Below are 24,316 nucleotides of genomic sequence, written 5' to 3'. Positions count from 1 at the left end.
GTTGGTCACCATGGGAGGAATCACGAAAAAGGGAAAGTGGAAAGAATATGATTTTATCCCTTTTAAATGCTTCGGAAGCAGTGGCAGACCGTTGTATTAAAGTTAATCCGAAACAACCTATCAAAGGAAGAAAAGAAAAAGGTTCAGCCTCTCTTACAAAAGGCTTTTTCCGAAAATGGAGAAGGCTTCTATGTGTATGCGCCAAAACAAAGAGGGAAAATCAAGGATCAATTACGCTACATTGGCCGTTATATGCGTCGACCAGCGATTGGAATCAATCGGATTGAGGCATATGATGGACAATATGTCACATTCAAATATATCGATAAAAAAGATAAGCAAGAGAAGCGTGAAACGTTGACGGTGGAAGCATTTATTATCCATTTAATCCGTCATATCCCGGATGAGCAATTCAAAACGATTCGTTATTATGGTATCTATTCAAGAAGAAGTAAAAGGTTAAGCAAAAGAATACTAGCTGCATGGCAGAAGGGAAGAAAACGCTGGATATTGAAAGTAAAGAGAACACTACGCCGCCAAACCTGGAGAGAGCGTGTGATTTCCAGTGGACAAAAAGATCCTCTTGTTTGTCCACATTGCGACAATTATTATGAGTACATGGGGGAAGTCTGTCCTGATGAGGACGGCAGACTGGAAATAAAAGTAGCATTCACCACAGAAGCAAGAAATTATTTGGAAAGGGTGATCAGCCATCTCGAAGGCATCAGGCAAGAACCAGAAAAAAGGGAAGAGAAAAAAGAAGAAAGGAACCGACCACTTACGTCCGAAGAAAGGCTCCGTCAACTATCATTGTTTAATGTGTCATGAGGTAGAAGAGATCCCGTTTGATGTTGTGAGAGAATTTGACCTGATGGATGGCGGAGATCCAACTACTCCACCAAGGTTTAGCTGTGAACAATGTGGAGGAGAAATGTATCCGGAGTATTATAAAGGAATACATGGACAGGAATACAAATTATCGGACTTCCACTAACTATGGTGGGTAGGAAAGGACCGGGCGGGGTTTGCCCGGTTTTTCTTATTTCGGTTGGAAAAAACCCCATACTCTTCTGTTCTTACAAAATCAGACATTCCTGAAATCTATCGTGGTTTATGTTGAAAGCTTTTTTAAAAAGGTGACAAGTATCGTCTTACTTTTCATACCTCCTATGCTAGAGTTATACAAACTAGCAGAAGGAGGGAACGTGAAAGTGGATAACAGAAAACCGGTTATTGTATGGATGAATGGTAAAAAAACGAAACTCAAACGCACTAATACTAATAACTACTTATTGGATGAATTAAAACACGAACAGGCTGCAACAGTAGATGATGCAGATAATATAGAGGAGGAAGATCAAATACCTGTGTATACGAGACAACATACACTAAATTCGGATGAAAACTATTCAAAAAAACGTAAGAAATTCCATAACCTTAAGCCAATCATATTAGCAATTATGTCTGCGGTCGTAATAGGTACTTTCTTAGGCTTTTTAATGATTAACTTTTTTGTAGGTATAGATGATAGTGTTAGTGGTAGCCAAAATGGGGGCCAGCCTGTATCAACAGTGGATGATCAAGACGATAGTGAAGATGAAGATGAAACTACTGATAATACCGCTGTGAAAAAAGCAGTTCCAAATATGACTGCATATGTCTTGCAAGGAGGAGTTTATAATCAGGAAGAAAACGCAATGGAGGTAGAAAAAAGTTTTACTGAAGATGGAGCTTCTACTACTATTTGGAAAAGAGATGAAAGTTATTATCTGTTTGTGGGAATTGCTAGTACAAAAGAACAAGCACAAAAAATAGCGGAAAATTATAATAATGAAGACTTAGAAGTATATGTTAAGGAATGGAATTCAGACGAATTTGAACTCGAACTAACAAATGCTGAATCAGACTGGATTCGGTCAGTATACTCTCATTGGAATGACTCATTACAATCTGTGAGTGAAAAAGAAGATATTCAAGTAGAAAAATGGAATTCTATACTAGATAGTTATCCAGGAGAAACAGAAACGCTTTCCCTATTTTTCGAAGGCGTAAAAAATTTAACTGATCAAATGGAAAATGCAGATGGAACTAAAATGCAACATATACTCCTACAGATATGGCATGAGTTAGATAAACTAAGCATATAGCCAAACTAGCCTGTTGTCGATTAACTAATTTTGTATTTTAACGATCTAATGTCTCTGTAAAATATAATTTCCTGTTAGTGATTTAATCGATATCAACGTGGATACATGCTTCAAAATACAATTTCACTGATTTGTTAAAATGATAATTCCTAGCTAATATAAGTATATCTTAGTATAGGAGGAGAAGTAATGACTGTTTCAGCTGTTATGATTAAAGATGTACCTAAAGAAGATCGACCACGGGAGCGATTATTGAAACTTGGTTCTTCTCATTTATCTAACCAGGAGCTATTAGCTATTATGCTTGGTAGTGGAACAAAGGAAGAATCAGTTATGACATTATCCAATCGTTTATTGATGCATTTTGAAGGATTAAATTTATTAAAAGATGCAACAATAGAAGAGTTGACTGCAATACGAGGTATTGGAACGGCAAAGGGAGTATTAGTCCTTTCAGCTATTGAACTAGGAAAAAGAATGAATCAATATAAGCCGAATGATCGATATATTATCCGCTCACCTGAAGATGGCGCGGAATATATTATGGAAGAAATGAGAAATTTAAATCAAGAACATTTCGTGGTCTTGTTCTTGAATACTAAAAATCAGATTATTCACCGACAAACGATTTTTATCGGTAGTCTAAATGCCTCAATTGTACATCCTAGAGAAGTATACAGAGAGGCGGTAAAACGTTCTGCTGCTTCTATTATTTGTGCTCACAATCATCCCTCTGGAGATCCTACCCCTTCCCAGGAAGATATTCATGTTACACGACGATTAGTAGAATCAGGAAAGATGATCGGAATTGAGTTATTGGATCATTTAGTGATTGGAGATCGAAAATTTGTATCATTAAAAGAAAAAGGGTACTTATAACAATGGCTTCCGTTAGCTATCGCAAAATCTGAAACAGCTACAGTTAGAAATTGACAATAATTTAACTGTTGAAATTAAACATTATTCCGATCGTGATTATCTCATCAAGAAAGGTAAATTAACTAAAATTGATCAAGTTTGTTGAAGGAACAGAAATTGAATTACAAAACGTACTGAATGAGTATATTGATTAACCCCCTATTCGAGGGGGTTAATTTTATTCAGATTCATAATCCTCATTTATGGAGTACACTAATACGTCTTTTTCGTTATTCCATTCAACCAGCACTTCCACATTAGTATCCTCACTATTACTAATTACAAAGCTATTATCACCGTGTTTTCCTGCATTTTCTAATTGTGTGTAAAATTTTGGTTTAATATTTTCGCCAAATAATTCGTTTAATATTTCGATTGCTTGTTCATTAGTTAAGTCCTTCATTTACATTTCTCCTTAGTAGGTTAAGTTTTTTAACAAATCAAAAAAGCCCCACATTATTTTGTGAGGCTTGAAAAGAGGGAAGAATTCTAAAACCATACTTATATTTATGTTCAATAAATATTAAGTTATACATATAACTTTTGTCTTAATATGTAAAAATTTACCCCTCGAATAAGGAGTTTTTTGAAAATAAATAAGTATTACCTTATCCAGATGACTGTAACTGTTACATCAATAGATTAGATTAATATAATATCGTAAAGGAGGTGATTTACATGACTTGCGGATGCCGCTATCCCTTATGGGCCAGTAACTTATCAACACAAAGATAACGACCGCAACAAAAAAATCAAAGAAACTGAACATATGGTACTTATAACACTATCTATTTTTTTATTTTTTTCGTATAATTGAATAGACAATCTAACAGGTTGGCGCCATTTTTCCAGTATATATCGGAAGTGGCGCTTATTATGATTAGTCACAGATAAATATAAGTCAATGCATTGTGTTATATTGCGTCACATATAATTAACCGATATAGTAAAACTACATACAACAAACGAATTGCAATTGGAAAGGGAGATTTCTTTGGGAAGATTTAGTTTTTCACAAGATTTAGGCATAGATTTAGGTACTGCTAACACACTTGTGTTTGTAAAAGGAAAAGGTGTGGTCTTAAGAGAACCATCAGTAGTAGCTAAAAATATTGAAACGGGGAATATTGAAGCAGTTGGTAGTTCAGCTCGTAACATGATTGGTAGAACTCCTGGTAATATTTCAGTTATACGACCGATGAAGGACGGCGTAATTGCTGATTATGATACTACAGCGATAATGATGAAGTACTATATAAAAAAGGCTATGCGACAACGATCGTTTTTTGCTAAAAAGCCTAACGTAATGATATGTGTGCCATCTGGAATTACAATGGTTGAAGAGCGTGCTGTTATTGATGCTACAAAACAAGCTGGTGCAAAAGAGGCATTTCCAATAGCAGAGCCATTTGCAGCAGCAATTGGAGCTGGGCTACCAGTTTGGGAACCTACTGGTAGTATGATTGTTGATATTGGTGGTGGAACAACTGAAGTAGCCGTTATTTCATTAGGGGGAATTGTAACAAGTCAATCGATTCGTACCGCAGGTGATGATATGGATGAGGCAATTATTTCTTATATTCGTAAAAATTATAGTTTAATGATTGGTGAAAGATCTGCTGAATCGATTAAAATGGATATCGGTGCTGCAGGAGAAATAAATGAAGATGTCAAGATGGACATAAGAGGTCGTGACCTTTTGTCAGGATTGCCTAAAACCATCACGATTTCAGCTGAAGAAATAGCCTCTTCTCTAAAAGATACAGTGGATGCTATTATTGATGCTGTTAAGAACACATTAGAAAAGACTCCCCCTGAATTAGCCGCTGATATTATGGACCGGGGAATTGTACTCTCAGGTGGTGGAGCCCTGTTAAGAAATTTAGATCAAGTTATTAGTGATGAAACAAAGATGCCTGTATTTGTTACAGATGACCCGTTAGATAGTGTGGCGATTGGAACTGGGAAATCATTAGAATATATTCAACATTTTAGATCCCATCCAAATGTATCCTCTCGTCCTATGATTGATTAAGTAGGTGCTGGTATGCCATTTTTTCGTAAAAAAAGATTATTTATCTTATTAATAGGAATGATAATTCTTGTTGCCATGATTGGTTTCTCGCTTCAGGATAGAGAGAACTTGTCTACTCCTGAGCAATTTATAAATGACACAGTTGGATGGGTGCAAAGTGCTATACATACACCAGTTAACTATGTAACAAATATATTTTCTAATATAGATGATGTAAAAGATACGTATAATGAAAATCAATTATTGAAGAAGAAATTATCTGAATACAAAGGTCTCATTTATGAGGTTCAAGAAATAGAAAAGGAAAATGAAGAATTACGTAACACATTGGATAAAACAGAATCCATTAGAGATTTTGATCCAATCCAAGCAACAGTTATGTCACGTTCACCTGAACGTTGGGTAGAACGTGTAACCATTAATAAAGGTACACAAGATGGTGTAAAACCAAATATGGCTGTAATAACAGCGGCTGGAATGATAGGCAAAATTCAAACTGTCTCTGAATTTACAGCTACGGTTCAATTACTAACGGGGTTTGATCAATTTAATCGAATATCAGCAACCATATCTCGTGAAGAAGGTAATGATATTTTTGGATTAATTGAAGAATACGATGATGAAACTAACTCTCTGTTATTTAAAATTATCGATGAATCTGAAAAGGGATTAGAACAAGGTGAATTAGTCGTATCCTCAGGTATGGGCGGTGTTTTTCCAGCAGGGTTGTTAATTGGTACCGTTAAAGAGGTTATACCTGACCAATACGGTCTAACAAATACAGCATTAGTAGAACCAGCTGCAGATATGTATGAAATCAATAATGTGATTGTGGTTGACCAGGTTATAGCTGAGGGTGATGAAACGACTGAGCAGGAGGACGAGGAGTGATGAAGCGATTATATGTACCTCTAATACTCTTTCTCCTAGTAGTTATAGAAGGTGTAGCACTTAAATTGTTGCCAGCTAATCTCGTAATGGGCAATTCATTTATTATTCCACACTGGGTGTTTGTGTTCCTGGTTTTCGTAGCAATCTTTTATGATAAAGAAGATACTAATTTTGGTGTCATATATGGTTTGATTTTTGGGTTGTTAATAGACATTGTGTATACTGGAATTCTTGGTGTATATATGTTTACCTATGCTGTTACCATTTATATCATACAAGGTTTGAAAAAAGTATTTCATGCAAACATATACGTTACATTGTGCCTGGGAATTGTAGGACTTATAATAGCGGAGGTAACTATAAACGTTATCTTTTTAGTCATTGGAATATCAGAGATGGTATGGAAAGACTATCTGTTATATAGATTACTACCTACTTTACTTGCCAATATTGTTTTTATACTTATACTCTATCCATTAATTACAAGACTGCTTATAAAGTGGAGAGAAGAACAATTGTATGAAAGTGATACATTTTAAGTTTTATATCATAAAATTTACTAGAATCATTTTGCCAAAGAATAATATATTATATGTTTAGAGAATTAATGAGGTGAACGTATCTTGGTTGAAAAGAAACAGTTAATAACTATTAAAGGGACAAGAGATGGGCTCACATTTTTTATTGATGACACGTGTTCTTTTGAAGAAGCTGTGCATGAACTTAGTGAAAAGATAGAAAAGAACCAATCCCGAGAAGAGGAACCAATGGTGTCTGTAACGGTTAAGCTTGGTAATCGTTATATAAATACAGAGCAAAAGGAACAATTAAGAGAACTTATTAGTGAAACCAATCACTTCCATATACAAGTATTCGAGTCAAATGTAATTCTTCGAGAAGACGCACTTCGTTGGCAAGAAGATAGTGATATGAAGACGATTAATAGAATTGTAAGGTCTGGACAAGTCTTAGAAGTAACTGGTGATTTGTTACTAATAGGTGATGTAAATCCAGGAGGAAAAGTAATTACGACAGGTAATGTGTATGTCATGGGAAATTTGCGTGGAATTGCACATGCTGGAGTTAAAGGTGATGAAGATGCTGTTATTGCCGCATCCTTCATGAAACCTAGTCAGCTGCGGATAGCAAGCTATATTAGCCGTGCACCTGATTATGATTCTGAAGGTGTTTATATGGAATGTGGCATTATAGATAAAGAGCAAGATAAAATTATTATTGATCAACTACAAGTTCTTTCACATAAGCGAAAAGATTTAAGCGGGTTCGAAAGGAGAATGCATAATGGGTGAGGCAATAGTAATTACTTCTGGTAAAGGTGGCGTTGGGAAAACTACTACTACTGCTAATATTGGTACTGCTTTAGCATTAATGGAGAAAAAAGTATGTTTAATAGATACAGATATTGGACTGCGTAACCTTGATGTTGTAATGGGTCTGGAAAATCGTATTATTTATGATATTGTCGATGTTATCGAAGAACGGTGTAAACTAAAACAAGCATTAATTAAAGATAAACGGTTTGAATTTTTGTCGTTATTACCGGCTGCACAGACTAGTGATAAATCTGCTGTTACGACTGAAGGTATGAAAAAAATAATAGCCGATTTAAAAAACGAATATGATTATATTATAATAGATTGCCCAGCAGGAATAGAACAAGGGTTTCAAAATGCGATAGCAGGAGCTGATAAAGCAATTGTTGTGACTACTCCTGAGAAATCCAGTGTAAGAGATGCAGATCGGATAATAGGGTTACTAGAAAAGGAAAAAATGGAATCGCCACGGCTCGTTATAAATCGGATACGAAATCATATGATGAAGAGCGGAGATATGCTAGACATAGATGATATAGTTCAAATCCTTTCTATTGACCTTATTGGAATTGTTATTGATGATGATGAGGTTATTAAAGCATCTAACCACGGAGAACCAGTTGCTTTTCAACCGAATTCAAAAGCATCTATCGCTTATCGTAATATTGCAAGAAGAATGTTAGGGGAGACTGTTCCATTACAATCGCTTGAAGATGAAAAAGGAATGTTTAAAAAAGTAAAGAAATTTTTCGGAATGCGCTCTTAATAGATATAGTTAGTAGGAACACCATCCTGCTAGCTATTTTTTATGTCTACTTTGTTCTTTTAACTCATACACTTGTACAAAAGTATGATAAAGGAATGTGATAATAATGAACAAAGGAGTTAAAAAAGTTAGAAAGTCTATTGTTCAGCGAAAAAAACTTCGTGGATTAAATACAAAAGAAGCATACACAAAACAAATAACCCCCTCATTTCTTCAAGAGGAAGAAAAACATGGCTATTTTCCGTCATTTTCAGATGGACCATTACCTAGTAAAGATAAAAGTTCACTTGTTTCAGGCCTAATGGTTAAAGGCGTTTTAGCTGTTATACTTTTTTTAGGTGTGGCCTTGTTATTCCAAACCAATTCATCTTTACTCACAGAACCTAGAGAATGGACAAGCACTGCATTGACAGAAGAATTTCCGTTTGCTCGTGTTAACTATTGGTACCAGGAAACATTTGGTTCTCCGTTAGCTTTTACACCTAAAAATCCAGTAGCTGAGGATAATCAGTTGCTAGCATTACCTGTTAGTGGAAGTGTAACAGAATCCTTTCAGGCAAATGGAACCGGAATTATGATAGCTACTGAGGAACCTTCAAGAGTATCTGTACTCCGTGAAGGGGTTGTTATTTTTGCTGGTAATGATCGTGAGACAAATAAAACGGTGGTTGTTCAGCATCCTGATGGAAGTAAATCAACGTATGGCTATTTAAACTCTGTTGACGTTCATTTATATCAGTTCGTAGGAAGCAATCAACAAATAGGTGGATTTTCTCCGAGTACTGAAAGTCAATCTTTCTACTTTGCTATACAAAAGGATAAGCAGTATCTTGATCCTGTTAAGGTGATTCAAGTTGATGACCAATCTTAAATCTATACCATCTATCCATATACATCCAATCCTTTTAGTATTTGTTTTAATATCCTTTTTAACTGGTACGTTTGTGGAGTTATTTATTATTATTAGTATTGTTTTATTTCATGAATTAGGACACTATTACATGGCGAGCTTGTTCAGATGGAGAATTAAAAGCATTATGCTTTGGGTGTTTGGGGGGGTTATGGACACTGATGAACATGGTACTAGACCATTGCGCGAGGAAGCACTTGTTACAATGGCTGGTCCCTTCCAGCATGTAATTATTTATGTCGTTCTCCTGCTATTACAAACACTTGAACTGTTACAGCCATCAGTTCTGGAGTTGGCATTTCATTATAATTCAATTATATTGCTCTTTAATTTATTACCTATATGGCCTTTGGATGGAGGTAAATTTTTATTAACAGGTTTATCTATGCTATTTCCGTATAAAAAGGCTTATCATACAGTGATAATCTTTTCTATAATTACTAGTCTAGCTTTCTTGATTTTACAATTATTTCTTTTTCCTTTCACTTTAAGTGCGTTTTTCATTGTGTTATTCTTGGTTATGGAGAATCGATCTGAATGGAAAAAAAGATCTTTTGTATTTATCCGATTCTTACTTCAAAGATATGAAGCTAACACATTTGTTAAGGGTGTACGCCCAATTATTGTTTCGCATCAATCTTCTTTAATGGATGTATTTAGTCAGTTTAGACGGGAACAAAAGCATTTCATATATATTACTTATCCTGGAAAAGAGCGACAATTGATTGATGAAAGTGACTGTTTGAGAAGTTATTTTTACTATAAACGATACTATTCCACAGTAGGAGAACTTGTAGATTCTATCGTTTAAAAGAATGCGTTCATGGTAGGTGACTTGGGATAGCTTGACAAATACGTTGGTAACATGGTAACATCAATACGTTAATCATCGTAGCACCAGTGCTACAACCGCACAGAGCAGGTTTTTAAACTCTCTTAAAGAGTACCTGTCATGGCGAGTCTGAGTTAATTAGGGAGGTGCAAGATATGTACGCAATTATTGAAACAGGCGGTAAACAAGTTAAAGTTGAAGAAGGTCAAGAAATTTACGTTGAAAAAGTTGCAGCAGATTCAGATGAATCAGTAACTTTTGAAAAAGTACTTTTTGTTGGTGGAGACGATGTGAAAGTTGGTGCACCATATGTGGAAGGTGCAACTGTATCAGCCAAGGTTGAAAAACATGGTCGTCAAAAAAAGATAACTGTATTTAAATACAAGCCTAAGAAAAACTACCATCGTACACAAGGACATCGTCAACCTTACACTAAATTAGTTATTGATAAGATTAATCTGTAAGGATTAATTCTTATGATTAAAGTAACTGTAGACCGTGTAAATAGTCAAATTACAGCATTTTCATTAACCGGGCATGCCGAAAGTGGACCATATGGATATGATTTAGTATGTGCGGGTGTATCGGCTGTATCATTTGGTGCAGTTAATGCAGTTATAAAATTATGTGAGGTAGACCTTGAGATTGAACAAGGCGAAGAAGGTGGATACCTTTGGGTTTCAGTTCCGGAACATTTGCAAAAAGATGTAATGGAAAACGTTCAACTCTTATTTGAAGGTATGCTTATTTCATTAAAAACGATCGAACAAGAATATAGTCAATTTATTGAAGTAGATAGTAAATAAGGAGGTGCAACTATATGTTACGTTTAAATTTACAATTTTTCTCACAGAAAAAAGGTGTAGGTAGTACAAAAAACGGCCGTGATTCAGAGTCTAAACGTCTTGGCGCGAAACGTGCTGACGGTCAATCCGTTACTGGTGGATGTATTATATACCGCCAACGTGGAACTAAGATTTACCCTGGTGAAAACGTAGGTCGTGGTGGAGATGATACACTTTTTGCTAAGATTGATGGTGTTGTTAAGTATGAACGCTATGGTCGTGACCGTAAAAAAGTAAGTGTCTATCCAGTTGCTCAAGAAGCATAGTAAGATGAGATTCCAAACTCCAGCCAATAATATGGTTGGAGTTTTTTAATAGGATATAATAGTTAGCATGAATTTTCCTGTTATTTCTGCTATACTTTTTTATTAGTGGGGGGGATCAGCATGGAGGAAAAAGATGTTATCCAAATGTTACGGCATTATCGACATGATGTGTTAAATCACCTGCAGGTTATCCATGGTTATTTAAGTATGGGTAAGACGGAAAAAGTCCAATCTAAAATTATGCAAACGATTGAGTATTATAATGAAGAACGGAAGTTAATGAGCTTACATGCGCCTTCATTCGTTTTATGGTTAATTCAATTTAATGTTGTACATATGAATATTCGTTTGGCATATCATATACATATTGAAAATTGGAACTTAGGTGCTGAGGACATACAATTGGTAGAGCAGTGTGACCGTATTATAGAGCAGATAGAGAAAGCAACTGACACAACAGAGTTATATGAAGGGTCTTTACAAATAAAAGAAAAATCAGTTTCTACTTTAGAATTAGACCTTATCATTAATGGTGTTTTTCAGGATATGATCGGTCTTATGAGTAACTTAGAAAAGATGAACTCCATATATCCTATAGATGTTTTTCAAGAAAATGATGGTATTGGATGTAAATTTTTAATTTCGATTGAACAGAAATAGTTTAAGGAAAGCTCTGCTTATACGTGAAAAGAAAGCGTTCAACGATAAGTCCTGTTTTTCTAACGTGAAATATGAGGTGAAACAATATGTTTGTAGATCAGGTAAGTGTGTATGTGAAAGCCGGTGATGGCGGTAATGGTTTAGTAGCATATCGCCGTGAAAAGTATGTTCCATTAGGAGGACCTGCTGGTGGTGATGGTGGTAATGGTGGAGATGTTATCTTCGAAGTAGATGAAGGTCTTAACACATTAATGGACTTCAGATACAATCGCCATTTTAAAGCAAAACGTGGGGAGAACGGGATGAACCAAAATCAACACGGTAAAAACGCTAGCCCTTTAATCGTTCCTGTTCCACCTGGTACAACAGTTATAGATGAAGAAACGGAAGAAGTAATTGCTGACTTACTGGTGCACAAACAACAGGCTGTAATTGCAAAAGCAGGTAGAGGAGGACGGGGTAACTCCAGGTTTGCTACACCCCGAAATCCTGCCCCAGAGGTAGCGGAAAACGGAGAGCCAGGACAGGAGAGAAATATAAAGGTTGAATTAAAATTATTGGCTGATGTTGGCCTAGTTGGTTTTCCTAGTGTAGGAAAGTCGACCTTTATTTCAGTCGTTAGTGCAGCGAAGCCCAAAATTGCTGATTACCACTTTACTACGTTGGCACCAAATCTCGGTGTAGTGGATACCCAGGATCACCGAAGTTTTGTAGTGGCAGACTTACCAGGTTTAATTGAGGGTGCACATACTGGAGTTGGACTAGGACATCAGTTTTTGCGGCATATTGAACGAACAAGGGTAATTGTTCACGTAATCGACATGGCAGGAACTGAAGGAAGAGATCCGTATGATGACTTTATGAAAATAAACCAGGAACTGAAGGAATATGATGCCAAACTTTTGGAACGACCACAGATTATTGCAGCAAATAAAATGGATATGCCTAATTCAGAAGATAATCTAAAATCGTTTATAGAAAGATTAGAAGAGGATATTCCTGTCTATCCGGTTTCAGCGTTAACTAAAGAGGGTCTGAGAGATATTTTATTTGCAATTGCCGATACATTGGATGAAATTCCTAAAATAGCAGCTCCAATCGAAGAGACAGAAGAAAAGGTTATATATCGATATCAAAAAGAAGAAGCTCCATTTACTATTTCAAGGGATCATGATGGTGCGTTTGTTTTATCTGGGAAGAAAATTGAGAAACTCTTTAAAATGACTGATTTCACAAAAGATGAAGCAGTACAACGTTTTTCAAGACAACTTCGAGGTATGGGTGTAGATGAGGCATTACGTAAACAAGGAGCAGAAGACGGGGATGCGATTAGATTAATGGATTTTGAATTTGAATTTATTGAGTAAATCGCTAGATGCTCCTAAAAAATGAGGGAATAAAATGAACCAAGGTAATGAAACATTCTATTTGGTCCGCAGTGATGTATTAAGTGAATCCATGAAAAAAACGATAGAAGTAAAAGAATTACTGGAAAGAGGAAAAGTTAAAACAATATATGAAGCCGTGCAGAAAGTGGATATGTCCAGAAGCGCTTATTATAAATACAAAGATGCGATATTTCCATTTCAAGCAATGGTTAAAGAAAAAATAATCACGTTGTTTTTTCATCTAGAAGACCGTTCTGGTACATTATCAAAGTTGTTGAAAATCGCGGCTGATTTAGGTTGTAATGTTTTAACTATTCATCAGACAATTCCTATTCAAGGAAAAGCAAACGTTACACTATCGCTAGACATATCTCAAATCAAGGACGATGTCGAAAATCTTATCCATAAATTAAGACAGTTAGATTTTATTGAAAGGGTCGATTTATTGAGTTCTGGTTCGTAGTAAGGGGGAAAATTATATGATGAAAAAAATAGGCTATTTAGGACCAAAAGGTACATTTACAAAATTAGCTGTAGATGCAGCTTTTAATGGAGAAGATAAACAAAGCTTTGAAACAATACCAGAATGTATTGATGCTGTTCAGGAAGAAGAAATCGATATTGGAGTGGTTCCGGTTGAAAATGCAATAGAGGGCACGGTTCAGTTAACGGTTGACTACCTGGTTCATCAGGTTCGGTTACCAATCATTGCAGAAGTAGTAGTTCCAATCCAACAACATCTACTCGTTCGGCCAGATTTTAATGGAAATTTAACCGAAATAGAAGAAATTCATTCACATAGTCACGCGATAGCCCAATGTCATCAGTATATTCATCAAAACATTCCAAAAGCTGCCATTCGTTTTACATCATCAACTGGAAGAGCAGCTGAGATTGTCAGTTCCTCGGATCAAACAATAGCAGCTATTGGAAATAAACTTGCTGCTAGTGAATATGGTCTACGTATTTTTAAAGAGAACATTCATGACTATCCAAACAATCATACTAGATTTGCTGTGCTTGCCAAGGATAAAAATGCTGTAAAACATATAAAGCATCCAGTAGAGACGGAAAAAACAACGCTCTTGATTACGTTGCCAAGTGACTATGCCGGCGCTCTTCACCAGGTTCTTTCCGCTTTTGCTTGGAGGAAAATGAATTTATCCAAGATTGAATCAAGACCAATGAAAACAGGGTTAGGTAATTATTTTTTCATTATTGATGTCAATCAACCATATGACGAGGTTCTTTTTCCCAGTGTTAAGGCTGAACTTGAGGCACTTGGGTGTCAAGTTACGATTCTGGGTACTTATCCAGTGTTTAATTTAAATGTTTGAGATATAACCGACTATCCCGTAAAAGGATGGTCGGTTTTTTATTTTAAAATTAGGAGCATGTGAATAACTTATTAACTGCTTAAGCCACGTCCAGCTCCGACGTACAGGACAAGGAAAGCTTCGACAGTGAAACATCGCACGAAGAAAAAGCGAACTTCTTTTTCAAGGACGTACTAGTGCCGATGACGCCACAGGATAAGGAAAGCTTCCCTGAAAAAGTATCGCACGCAGAAAAAGTGCTTTTCTTTTTCAAGGACGTGGCGTTTTCATCGGCCAGTGCCCGTACTGCTAGTGGGCTTCCTGATCCTCCTTACGATAAGTCAACATCGATTCGCTAACGCTCTTTGTGTTTCCTTTTAGTTGAACTTGACTTTTCGCCAACAATGGCGAAAGTCAAAGTGAATCTTATACTCTGGAGTGAATCTCATTAAGATATAGAAGATCGACTAAAACCACCGCTTTGCGCAGAAACGTCGACCCACCCGCGATGCGTGGGCGCAGCCCATACGTCGCTAAACGAGCGCTTCTAGCTTTTTTCTTCGTTATCTTTAAAATATATATATAATATTTTTCAACTTTTACCTATTCTTTGCATATGTTGATAATGAGTGATTAGCCCAGTTGCAACTTAGAAATGAAGGGAGTATGGTTAATTTTGAAAATTCACATTGTACAAAAAGGAGATACATTGTGGGAAATATCCAAAAAGTATGGGGTAGATTTTGAACAAGTTAAACAAGTGAACACCCATCTATCAAGTCCGGATATGATTATGCCAGGTATGAAAATAAAAATACCTAGCACATCAAAACAAGTTAAAAAAGAGACACAGCAACCTGCCAAACAGCCCTATAAGGATATTTCACCCAAGCCGCTACCAACTATAAAAGAAGATGATTACAAAGAGAAACCAAAAGAAATGAAAGCGGAGATGCCAATAAAGAAGCCGATGAAAGAAATGCCAAAACAACAACCAAAAATGCAGATGCCAAAACAACAACCAAAAATGCAAATGCCAAACCAGCAACCGGCAAATCAAATGCCAATGCAACAACCTCCAAGCCAAATGCCAATGCAACCAATCATACAGATGCCTATAATGGAACAGGAAATGGAACAATATACTACCATAAATTTACCGCCAATGCCGTACCAACAGCAACCTGCAAAGAAACCAGCCAAACAACAGCCAGTTAAACAGCCAGCAAAACAACAACCAGTCAAACAGCCAGCAAAAAAACAACCATCAAAACAACAACCTGTAATGCAGCAACAATCACCTGCCGCACCACAAGCAATGCCTATGTTACCAATGTGCTGTTATGTTATTGATCCGTACCATCCAGGAGTTCATCATGGCCCTTTCCCAACAGTAGGAACATTGCAAGCAGCTCCATTCCAAGGACCGATGGGAATGCAGCCTCAAATGGCTCCTTATCCCCAAGTGCAAGGACAGATGATGGAATCGCCGGACATGGCAATGCCAATGAAACCAATACAAACCACTGGAAAAAAAGATTGTGGTTGTCATGATCAGTCTCCTTTTCCAGGTCAGCCTTACGGAAATCAACCACAATTCGGTTATGGAGGACCAGCTCAGCCTCAACCTTATTATCAGCAAGAAGGATTCCCTCAGAGTTCACAGCCTTCCCCACCAGGGTATCCACCATTTTCTGGAATGGGATATCGTGAAGATGAGGATGAATCAAATAGTGAGTAATTTTATGCGTAGAGACGATAGCTATAACAATCGTCTCTCTTCTTTTTTAGCTAAAAATGGAGAATTAAAGGTAAGCTCTATAAAGCCTATTAAAAAAAACGTTTATCAAATAAATACGCTTAAAGATAAATGGCTTATTTTAAAAATACATCGAAATAGAGAAGTTGTGGAGCAGCAATGGCAGTTTTTTGACAACATACGTGACCCATTGATAGCATCCTTTCAAAAATTCCCCAATGGGAACAAGCTACTATCAGATAGAGGTGTACACTGTACAATCACACCATTTATTCGTGGGACAAAACTAAACTATAAAAACGAAGCTGATCGGATAGAGGTAGTAAATACTATACAAAGATTTCACAAAAAAGCTACGACTATTTACGTGTCAAAACCTATTAAAAAAGATCTTTTTTATAGGCGTTGGTATAAACGATTATTACTATTTATGAAAACGGAACATATATTTCACGAATACGGGTATATACATTTATATGAAGATATCGTACAAACGACAAAAATCTATTTACAACTCATAGCAAGGTTTTCTTGGGAAAATTACCAATCACAAGCGGAGAAAAATGGAACATGGATACACGGGGATGTGGCATCACACAACTTTATTAAAAGTGAACACGTGTACATGATCGATTTTGATTTATTATCGCAGACGTCACAATTGTATGATTTTATACAACTTGGACAACGATTTTTACCTTATTTGGATTGGAATCTTGATGCACTCCTCTCCTACCAAATGGTTTCCGGTAAAGAAGTAAAGAGATGGTTAGTTGCCATAGCTGTTCCTAGTGATTTTTTAAGGGAATGGTTGCATTTTCTTCATAACCAACCTTCGTCTTCCTTTCAACATTACCTATCCAAATTAGATGCGGAATGGTCGAAACGGCAAATTTTTTTAAAAAAACTAAAATTAGTGCTAAAATCATGATAGAAAATGTTTTAGATAAGGGAGAGAGAATGGTGAAACAAAAAGTCGATGAAATTGTACAATGGTTGCAAAATCAGGTGAAAGAAACAGGAACAAAAGGATTAGTAGTTGGTGTTAGTGGCGGACTAGACTCTGCTGTCGTTGCACATTTAATAAAGCGTGCCGTTGGGGATAATTCGTTGGGAGTATTATTACCAATCCATACAAAATCTTCAGATATGGAACATGCCCAAAAGGTGATTGAAAGTTGTGGAATAGATAGCATGACAGTAGATTTAACAGAAACCCATAATGCTATGTATTCAGAGATACAAAACAGATTAAAAGAAAAGAATGAATATATCGAAAAAAATGATCAATTGGCGGGTGCAAATTTAAGAGCCCGATTAAGAATGAGTACGTTATACACACTAGCTACTAATTATAATTATTTGGTAGTTGGAACAGATAATGCTGCAGAATGGTACACGGGCTATTTTACGAAATATGGTGATGGAGGCGTTGATATACTACCAATTGTCGAATTTACCAAACAAGAAGTACGGGAAATGGCTAGTTATCTTGGGGTACCTAAAGAAATTGTTCATAAAAAGCCTAGTGCAGATCTATGGGAAGGTCAAACCGATGAAATAGAAATGGGTACTACCTATGATAAAATTGATGCCTTTTTAAAAGGGGAAGACATACCTAAAAAAGATAAAACCATTATTGAAAACATGCACAAACGTACTGCACATAAACGTGATTCATTACCGCAGTTTAACCGATAATTACCTAATATTGACTGTGTTAAAAGTACCTCTCTTATACAAACTAGTTATAAGGGAGGTTTTTTTATGTACAAAAAAAGTATAACTCTTTTAGCATTACTGTTAGTTTTCACCATAGGATGTACCCCAGACACAGATGAGAATACACAAGACAACACGGAAAATATGAACACACAACCAATGCAATACGAAACAGAAAAGGAACGGAGACAAAGATTAAACATAGAAGATAAATCGATAGGTGAGTTAGGTGGTTATCCACAAACACAACAAAATGGTTTAAATGAATCTGATGATGAAACGACAAGGTTTTCTGATGAATATACGAATGAAGACTCAACTGAAATTTCCAGGCATTTAAAAAGTCGGAAAGATATTAAACAAGCCCAGGTTGCGATTACAGATGATCGAGTAATAGTAGCAGTAATGCTTGATGAATATGTAGGTGATGATATAACAAAAACCATTGAACGGGATGTACGGAAGATTGTATCTGACAAAGAAATAATTATTTATACAGATGATATTTACTGGGATCACAGACGTAATGATGATGCCAGAGATGGACAACGTAATATAGGTGAAGGTATAGAAAAAGGACTGGAAAGATTTTTTAATATGGATGATTAAGGGCTTGTTGCTCTTATACCCGCTGTAGAAGTTTTCCTTTATAATAAGAAGTATTTTTGATATAGTTAATAAAGGAAATTTCTAGAGAGGAGAATGCCCAATGGCTGGTCATTCTAAATGGAAAAATATACAACACAGAAAAAACAAACAGGATGCAAAAAAGGGTAAAATTTTCATGCGACACGCGAAGGATATATATACTGCGGCAAAACAAGGTGGTGGGGATCCATCAATGAATGCATCACTTCGCTTAGCAGTAGAAAAAGCCAAAGCGGATAATATGCCAAATGATAACATTGATCGTGCAATAAAAAAAGCAACTGGAACTCTTGATGGAGCAACCTTTGAAGAAATCACCTATGAAGGTTACGGTCCTGGTGGAGTAGCAGTTATTGTTCATATATTAACCGACAATAAGAATAGGACTGCAGCGGAAGTAAGACATGCATTTAATAAGAATGATGGTAACTTAGGTGAAAATGGCAGTGTATCATTCATGTTTGACCGTAAAGGCTATATTCTAATTGTAAATGAAGCTGGTACTATTGACGAAGATGATATCACACTTGAGGCAATAGAAGCTGGTGCGGATGATATTGTAGCAGAAGAAGGCGCCTACGAAATATTTACAGAACCAGAAAACTTTCAAGCTGTCACGGAACATTTGAAACAGAGTGGGTATGAATTAGAGGATGCCGAAGTTACTCTTATTCCTCAAACATACAGTTCATTAGCTGAGGAAGATGAGAAAAAAATATTGAATTTAATTGACATGCTAGAAGATAACGAAGATGTGCAGGATATACATCATAATTTAGATGAATCCGGTTAATAACGTGTTAATAGACTTCCATTCTTTTTCAAAGATAAAGAATGGGAGTTTTCCTTTCCTTTTAAACCATACCAGTGGTAGATATGTTAAAATACGAAGAAGGAATAAAAAGGAGAAGGTTAAATGATTGCTTATATAAGGGGAAATCTTACATATATTCAAGATGAAGCGATAACCGTTGATGTTCATGGGGTTGGGTATGAAATTGTTTGTGCCAATCCTTTTGTGTTTCAAGCATCGTTAACTAAAGAAATTCAAATTTACACGTATCATCATGTACGGGAAGATGCACAAGTTTTGTATGGGTTTAAAAATGAAGATGAGAAGTACTTATTTACTAAGCTTATCTCTGTGTCGGGAATCGGTCCTAAAGGAGCTTTAGCTATTTTAGGCGGTGTAGATATTACAGGCTTTGTGGAAGCAATTGAGCGGGAAGATGATAAATTCTTAACAAGCTTTCCTGGTGTTGGGAAAAAGACAGCTCGACAAATCATTCTTGATTTAAAAGGAAAGTTAACTACGATGGTTTCTATTTCATCTGCTGAAGATACTAAACATACCGATGCAGGTGAGGAACCTGATAATCTCAAAGAAGCTCAAGAAGCTTTAAAAACGCTAGGATACACCGAACGTGAAATTAAATCAATCATACCACAACTAAGAAAAGAAGCTACTGGTAATACGGATGAAGTCATTCGCAGGGCACTAGCATTATTAATGAGTACTAAATAAGGGGGGATAATGATGGAAGAGCGAATGGTAACAGGGGAGTTGCAGGAAGAGGATTCTACTGTTGAGCTTAGTATTCGTCCCACAACCTTAAAGCAATATATAGGTCAACATAAGGTAAAAGAGAACCTGGACATTTTCATTCGAGCAGCTAAAATGCGTGAAGAACCACTGGATCATGTATTATTATATGGACCACCTGGTCTGGGAAAGACGACATTAGCTGCCATTATTGCAAATGAAATGGGAGTGCAGTTCCGCTCGACATCTGGCCCTGCGATTGAACGTGCAGGTGATCTAGCTGCAATTCTCTCCTCACTTGAACCTGGAGATGTGCTGTTTATTGATGAGGTGCATCGATTACCCCGGTCTGTCGAGGAAGTGTTATATCCTGCCATGGAGGATTTCTTTTTGGATATCGTAATTGGTACAGGGCCAAGTGCCAGGTCAGTTCGAATTGATTTACCACCTTTCACACTTGTGGGCGCTACCACGCGTGCTGGGTTGTTGTCAGCACCGCTGCGTGATCGATTTGGTGTGTTAAGTAGATTGGAATTCTATGAAACGAAGGATTTATGTTCTATAGTAGAGCGTACAGCAGATATTTTTCAAACAACTATTACAACGGATGCAGCTGTTGAAGTCGCCAGGAGATCAAGAGGCACACCACGGATTGCTAATCGTTTATTAAAAAGAATTCGAGATATTTCGCAAGTTAAAGGTGAAAAAGAAATTAGCTTGCAAACAACTGATCAAGCACTTGTTATGTTGCAAGTCGATGATGCTGGATTAGACCATGTTGATCATAAACTTTTAAAAGGAATGATCGATGGGTTTAAAGGTGGGCCAGTAGGATTGGATACAATTGCTGCGACAATTGGTGAGGAATCACAGACGATTGAGGATGTTTATGAACCGTATTTACTACAAATAGGTTTCATTCAACGTACACCAAGAGGTCGTGTCGTTACACCTAAAGCTTATCAACATTTTGGTTTAAAAGGGAAAGATATATAATGAGTATGGGAAAATTATTTATAATCCTTGGAATTGTATTTCTCATCATAGGTATAATATGGACATATATAGGTAAATTACCAGGTGATATAAGTTTTAAAAAAGGTAATTTTTCCTTCCATTTTCCGATTATGACTTCCATTGTTATTAGTATTGTATTGTCACTTATCTTTTTTATACTAGGAAAGTTTCGATAGTTATAGTAAGGAGTTCATCATGAAAATAGAAGACTTTGATTTTGACTTACCAGAAGAGTTGATTGCCCAAACACCTTTAGAAGACCGCACATCATCTCGATTATTAGTATTAAATCGTAATACAAATGAAGTAGAACATAAACATTTTAAAGATATGAAGCAATATTTAAACAAAGGTGATTGTCTCGTATTAAATGATACACGTGTGCTTCCGGCAAGGTTATATGGTGTTAAAGAGGATACAGGAGCAAAGGTAGAGGTGTTACTTCTCCATCAGCAAGAGAAGGATGAGTGGGAAGTGCTAGCAAAGCCAGCAAAGAAGGTAAAAGTAGGGACAACTCTATCCTTTGGTGATGGGAAGTTACGGGCAACTTGTACGGACTCATTGGATCACGGAGGACGCATATTTAAGTTTATATATGATGGCATATTTTATGAAGTATTAGATGAGCTTGGCGAAATGCCTTTGCCACCATATATTAAGGAGCAACTATCAGAAAAAGATCGCTATCAAACAGTGTTCGCAAGAGAAGAAGGTTCAGCTGCAGCACCTACAGCAGGGTTACATTTCACGAATGAGTTGTTAGACGAAATAAAAGCTATGGGTGTAACAATTGCGTTTATCACCTTGCACGTCGGTCTTGGGACATTCAGACCAGTAAGTGTGGACAACGTTGACGAACATGAGATGCATGCTGAGTTTTATCATATGTCAAAGGAAACCGCAGAGACACTAACTAGAGTAAAAAGCGAAAACGGAAGAATTATATCTGTAGGTACTACTTCGACAAGAACACTCGAAACAATCGCACGTGATAACGGTGGAGTATTCACCGAATCAAGTGGTTGGACCGATATTTTTATTTATCCACCCTATACATTTCAGGCGATTGATGGTTTAATTACTAATTTTCATTTGCCAAAGTCAACATTGATCATGTTAGTTAGTGCACTTGTTGACAGGGATAGTATACTAAACGCATATAATGAAGCGGTTGAAAAACGATATCGATTTTTTAGTTTTGGAGATGCGATGTTAATTATTTAGTAAAGGAACGGGTATAATGAAACCAATTACGTACGAACACATAAAAACGTGTAAACAAACAGGGGCTAGACTTGGAAAAGTACATACTCCTCACGGTTCTTTTGATACCCCAACATTTATGCCGGTGGGTACATTGGCCACTGTTAAAACGATAAGTCCAGAAGAATTAAAGGAAATGAATGCAAATATTATTCTATCCAATACATATCATCTTTGGCTGCGCCCTGGACAAGACATTGTGAAAGAAGCGGGAGGACTCCATAAGTTTATGAATTGGGATGGAGCGATACTAACTGATTCAGGTGGCTTTCAGGTTTTCAGTTTGAGTGATATGCGTGAGATTAAAGAAGAAGGAGTTCACTTTCGTAATCATTTAAATGGTGAAAAATTATTCCTTTCTCCCGAAAAAGCAATGCATATCCAAAATGCACTAGGATCAGATATTATGATGGCATTTGATGAATGTCCACCGTATCCTGCAACATATGATTATATGAAATCGTCAGTAGAAAGAACTTCCCGCTGGGCAGAGCGTTGTTTAGAAGCACATCAATGTCCATCTGACCAAGGTTTATTTGGTATTATCCAAGGTGGGGAGTACGAGGAATTACGAAAACAAAGTGCCCGTAACTTAGCTTCAATGGATTTCCCTGGTTATGCAATCGGTGGCCTTTCAGTAGGAGAGCCTAAAGATGTTATGAACAGAGTTCTAGAATTTACAACACCGCTTATGCCAACTAATAAACCGCGCTATTTAATGGGAGTAGGGTCACCTGACTCGTTAATTGATGGAGCGATTCGTGGCATTGATATGTTTGACTGTGTGCTTCCCACACGTATTGCACGCAATGGCACGTGTATGACTTCTAATGGTCGATTAGTAGTAAGGAATGCTAAGTACGCACGGGATTTTGGGCCAATAGATGAAAATTGCGATTGTCATGTATGCAAAAATTATTCGCGTGCTTATATTCGACATTTAGTAAAATGTAATGAAACATACGGATTTAGACTTACTACTTACCATAACTTATATTTTCTGTTAAAATTAATGGAGCAAGTACGAATTGCGATAAGCGAAGATCGACTTGGTGATTTTAAAGAAGCATTCTTTGAACAATATGGCTTTAATCAACCGAATGCAAAGAACTTTTAATGAAGGGGGGAATATTTAATGGATATGTTATTATCATTATCACCGATTATTCTAATGTTTGTTATTTTCTACTTCTTGCTAATACGTCCACAACAAAAACGTCAAAAGCAAGTTAAACAAATGCAAGCAGATCTACAAAAGGGAAATGAAATAGTAACGATTGGTGGTTTTCATGGTGTTGTTCACGCAATAGATGAGAACACAGTTGTTGTTCAAGCAGGAGACGGTACGAAACTTACGTTTGATCGTTCATCAATTAGAGACGTGAAAAACTAAGCATAATCAAAGTATAACAAACTATGTTGATTAGATAGATGATTAGGAATTGTTAAATGGGTTTATATGAAATATCTACAAGTACATAGTTAACTAGAAAAAGAAGTTAATGATTCATTAACTTCTTTTTCGTAGCTTTTTTACCCCATTTAAATATCTTATTTTCTCTGGGTCCCAAGCATATTTACTCCTACTACCCCGCCAATAAGTGCAGCTATAATATACCCTGCATGATGAAGTGATTGTTCTAATGAGAACGCTTGTTGATAACCTAGAAATTGCACCAAAAATGTGAAAATAGTAAAACCTAACCCTGTTATACTACCAATGATCCAACCTTTTTGTTGTGCTTTTACTCCAGCTACAATACCTCCAATAAATAAAGAAATTAACCCAATTGTTAGAGTAACCCATGTTAATGTTGTTTCATTAAAAGTTGTAAACCGTAGTAAAAATGCTAAAAAGATACTTGTTAAGAGAATTAATCCTAAAATAACAATCCATGCATACATCAAAGCAATAAATTGTTGTCTCCCCATTATGTGTTCCTCCCTTCCCTTGTTTGTCCACTTACTGAATTTTATTCGTTAAAACAAAAAATAGACTGAAAATATTTTGCTTTTATATTGCATATATTTTCTAAAGGGCTTGTTTTATCAGAAA

General features: G+C 36.4%; 29 protein-coding genes, 2 pseudogenes and 1 other annotated feature. Of the genes and pseudogenes, 29 read left to right on the top strand and 2 right to left on the bottom strand.

All coding sequences use genetic code 11. The features are described from left to right. The 4 genes and pseudogenes from ACFQ3N_RS09500 to radC all read left to right on the top strand — a co-directional run. Positions 1-828, top strand: a pseudogene (locus ACFQ3N_RS09500) (IS91 family transposase); the annotation flags it as partial. A gap of 25 nt (positions 829-853) precedes the next feature. Beyond that, a complete protein-coding gene (locus ACFQ3N_RS09495; protein ID WP_390361769.1) occupies positions 854-994 on the top strand; it encodes a hypothetical protein in 141 nt (46 codons plus the stop codon). A 217-nt stretch (positions 995-1,211) separates the two neighbouring features. Then, a complete protein-coding gene (locus tag ACFQ3N_RS09490; protein ID WP_390361767.1) occupies positions 1,212-2,147 on the top strand; it encodes a hypothetical protein in 936 nt (311 codons plus the stop codon). A 189-nt stretch (positions 2,148-2,336) separates the two neighbouring features. Next, positions 2,337-3,026, top strand: a complete 690-nt coding sequence (gene radC / locus ACFQ3N_RS09485) for a RadC family protein (RefSeq protein WP_390361765.1) — start codon at positions 2,337-2,339, stop codon at positions 3,024-3,026. A 217-nt stretch (positions 3,027-3,243) separates the two neighbouring features. On the opposite strand, the gene ACFQ3N_RS09480 is transcribed toward radC, so the two are convergent. Then, positions 3,244-3,468: a hypothetical protein gene (locus tag ACFQ3N_RS09480; RefSeq protein WP_390361763.1), complete on the bottom strand. Its 225-nt coding sequence runs from the start codon at positions 3,466-3,468 to the stop codon at positions 3,244-3,246. A gap of 591 nt (positions 3,469-4,059) precedes the next feature. Between ACFQ3N_RS09480 and ACFQ3N_RS09475 the strand changes: the two genes are divergently transcribed. The 25 genes and pseudogenes from ACFQ3N_RS09475 (at position 4,060) to yajC (ending at position 23,653) form a co-directional block, all read left to right on the top strand. Continuing rightward, the gene (locus ACFQ3N_RS09475) at positions 4,060-5,100 is read left to right on the top strand and encodes a rod shape-determining protein (protein ID WP_390361760.1); all 1,041 of its coding nucleotides are present in this window, start codon (positions 4,060-4,062) and stop codon (positions 5,098-5,100) included. A 12-nt stretch (positions 5,101-5,112) separates the two neighbouring features. Next, positions 5,113-5,991: a rod shape-determining protein MreC gene (gene mreC / locus ACFQ3N_RS09470; RefSeq protein WP_390361758.1), complete on the top strand. Its 879-nt coding sequence runs from the start codon at positions 5,113-5,115 to the stop codon at positions 5,989-5,991. Further along, entirely contained in the window at positions 5,991-6,530 is a 540-nt protein-coding gene (mreD, locus tag ACFQ3N_RS09465) for a rod shape-determining protein MreD (RefSeq protein WP_390361779.1), read from the top strand. The genes mreC and mreD overlap by 1 nt, the downstream gene beginning before the upstream one ends. 84 nt (positions 6,531-6,614) lie before the next feature. Next, entirely contained in the window at positions 6,615-7,301 is a 687-nt protein-coding gene (minC, locus tag ACFQ3N_RS09460) for a septum site-determining protein MinC (RefSeq protein WP_390361756.1), read from the top strand. Then, the gene (gene minD / locus ACFQ3N_RS09455) at positions 7,294-8,091 is read left to right on the top strand and encodes a septum site-determining protein MinD (RefSeq protein ID WP_390361754.1); all 798 of its coding nucleotides are present in this window, start codon (positions 7,294-7,296) and stop codon (positions 8,089-8,091) included. Before minC ends, minD begins: the two co-directional genes overlap by 8 nt. A gap of 106 nt (positions 8,092-8,197) precedes the next feature. Beyond that, complete coding sequence (locus tag ACFQ3N_RS09450; protein WP_390361752.1) at positions 8,198-8,962, top strand: peptidoglycan DD-metalloendopeptidase family protein; 765 nt, start codon at positions 8,198-8,200, stop codon at positions 8,960-8,962. Next, positions 8,949-9,812, top strand: a complete 864-nt coding sequence (locus ACFQ3N_RS09445) for a site-2 protease family protein (protein ID WP_390361750.1) — start codon at positions 8,949-8,951, stop codon at positions 9,810-9,812. The genes ACFQ3N_RS09450 and ACFQ3N_RS09445 overlap by 14 nt, the downstream gene beginning before the upstream one ends. A gap of 86 nt (positions 9,813-9,898) precedes the next feature. Then, positions 9,899-9,974 (top strand) — a sequence feature (ribosomal protein L21 leader region). 14 nt (positions 9,975-9,988) lie between these two features. Next, positions 9,989-10,297: a 50S ribosomal protein L21 gene (gene rplU / locus ACFQ3N_RS09440; RefSeq protein ID WP_390361748.1), complete on the top strand. Its 309-nt coding sequence runs from the start codon at positions 9,989-9,991 to the stop codon at positions 10,295-10,297. A gap of 12 nt (positions 10,298-10,309) precedes the next feature. After that, positions 10,310-10,639, top strand: coding sequence for a ribosomal-processing cysteine protease Prp (locus tag ACFQ3N_RS09435; RefSeq protein ID WP_390361746.1), 330 nt, complete (start codon positions 10,310-10,312; stop codon positions 10,637-10,639). A gap of 14 nt (positions 10,640-10,653) precedes the next feature. After that, the gene (gene rpmA / locus ACFQ3N_RS09430) at positions 10,654-10,944 is read left to right on the top strand and encodes a 50S ribosomal protein L27 (protein ID WP_390361744.1); all 291 of its coding nucleotides are present in this window, start codon (positions 10,654-10,656) and stop codon (positions 10,942-10,944) included. Between the two features lie 120 nt (positions 10,945-11,064). Then, complete coding sequence (locus ACFQ3N_RS09425; protein ID WP_390361742.1) at positions 11,065-11,604, top strand: Spo0B domain-containing protein; 540 nt, start codon at positions 11,065-11,067, stop codon at positions 11,602-11,604. 86 nt (positions 11,605-11,690) lie between these two features. Continuing rightward, a complete protein-coding gene (gene obgE / locus ACFQ3N_RS09420; protein ID WP_390361740.1) occupies positions 11,691-12,971 on the top strand; it encodes a GTPase ObgE in 1,281 nt (426 codons plus the stop codon). Between the two features lie 34 nt (positions 12,972-13,005). After that, complete coding sequence (locus ACFQ3N_RS09415) at positions 13,006-13,455, top strand: ACT domain-containing protein (RefSeq protein WP_390361738.1); 450 nt, start codon at positions 13,006-13,008, stop codon at positions 13,453-13,455. A gap of 19 nt (positions 13,456-13,474) precedes the next feature. Continuing rightward, positions 13,475-14,329 carry a prephenate dehydratase gene (pheA, locus tag ACFQ3N_RS09410; RefSeq protein WP_390361777.1) on the top strand — a complete coding sequence of 285 codons (855 nt, stop codon included), beginning with the start codon at positions 13,475-13,477 and terminating at the stop codon, positions 14,327-14,329. Between the two features lie 655 nt (positions 14,330-14,984). Further along, positions 14,985-15,132, top strand: a pseudogene (safA, locus tag ACFQ3N_RS09405) (SafA/ExsA family spore coat assembly protein); the annotation flags it as partial. A 909-nt stretch (positions 15,133-16,041) separates the two neighbouring features. Then, a complete protein-coding gene (locus tag ACFQ3N_RS09400; protein ID WP_390361736.1) occupies positions 16,042-16,998 on the top strand; it encodes a hypothetical protein in 957 nt (318 codons plus the stop codon). A gap of 32 nt (positions 16,999-17,030) precedes the next feature. Then, on the top strand, positions 17,031-17,768 hold the full coding sequence (gene nadE, locus ACFQ3N_RS09395; RefSeq protein ID WP_390361734.1) for an NAD(+) synthase: 738 nt from the start codon (positions 17,031-17,033) through the stop codon (positions 17,766-17,768). Between the two features lie 66 nt (positions 17,769-17,834). Then, entirely contained in the window at positions 17,835-18,398 is a 564-nt protein-coding gene (locus ACFQ3N_RS09390; RefSeq protein ID WP_390361732.1) for a YhcN/YlaJ family sporulation lipoprotein, read from the top strand. Between the two features lie 100 nt (positions 18,399-18,498). Further along, positions 18,499-19,230, top strand: a complete 732-nt coding sequence (locus tag ACFQ3N_RS09385) for a YebC/PmpR family DNA-binding transcriptional regulator (RefSeq protein ID WP_390361730.1) — start codon at positions 18,499-18,501, stop codon at positions 19,228-19,230. Between the two features lie 123 nt (positions 19,231-19,353). Then, a complete protein-coding gene (ruvA, locus tag ACFQ3N_RS09380) occupies positions 19,354-19,962 on the top strand; it encodes a Holliday junction branch migration protein RuvA (RefSeq protein WP_390361728.1) in 609 nt (202 codons plus the stop codon). 12 nt (positions 19,963-19,974) lie between these two features. Continuing rightward, positions 19,975-20,976 carry a Holliday junction branch migration DNA helicase RuvB gene (ruvB, locus tag ACFQ3N_RS09375; RefSeq protein ID WP_390361726.1) on the top strand — a complete coding sequence of 334 codons (1,002 nt, stop codon included), beginning with the start codon at positions 19,975-19,977 and terminating at the stop codon, positions 20,974-20,976. 5 nt (positions 20,977-20,981) lie between these two features. After that, positions 20,982-21,173, top strand: coding sequence for a DUF2905 domain-containing protein (locus ACFQ3N_RS09370; RefSeq protein ID WP_390361775.1), 192 nt, complete (start codon positions 20,982-20,984; stop codon positions 21,171-21,173). 19 nt (positions 21,174-21,192) lie between these two features. Continuing rightward, a complete protein-coding gene (queA, locus tag ACFQ3N_RS09365) occupies positions 21,193-22,221 on the top strand; it encodes a tRNA preQ1(34) S-adenosylmethionine ribosyltransferase-isomerase QueA (protein WP_390361724.1) in 1,029 nt (342 codons plus the stop codon). A 16-nt stretch (positions 22,222-22,237) separates the two neighbouring features. Beyond that, a complete protein-coding gene (gene tgt, locus ACFQ3N_RS09360) occupies positions 22,238-23,377 on the top strand; it encodes a tRNA guanosine(34) transglycosylase Tgt (protein WP_390361722.1) in 1,140 nt (379 codons plus the stop codon). Between the two features lie 18 nt (positions 23,378-23,395). Next, entirely contained in the window at positions 23,396-23,653 is a 258-nt protein-coding gene (gene yajC / locus ACFQ3N_RS09355; protein WP_390361720.1) for a preprotein translocase subunit YajC, read from the top strand. 158 nt (positions 23,654-23,811) lie between these two features. Here yajC and ACFQ3N_RS09350 read toward each other — a convergent pair whose 3' ends face one another. Beyond that, positions 23,812-24,192 (bottom strand): TIGR04086 family membrane protein, encoded by a 381-nt coding sequence (locus ACFQ3N_RS09350; protein ID WP_390361718.1) that lies wholly within the window; start codon positions 24,190-24,192, stop codon positions 23,812-23,814. Positions 24,193-24,316 lie beyond the last annotated feature (124 nt).

Origin of the sequence: Virgibacillus byunsanensis (genome assembly GCF_042675965.1) — a bacterium.
GTDB lineage: Bacteria > Bacillota > Bacilli > Bacillales > Amphibacillaceae > Virgibacillus_R > Virgibacillus_R byunsanensis.
Note: the sequence above shows the minus strand (reverse complement) of the source record. Positions and strands in the feature narration are given on the sequence as shown.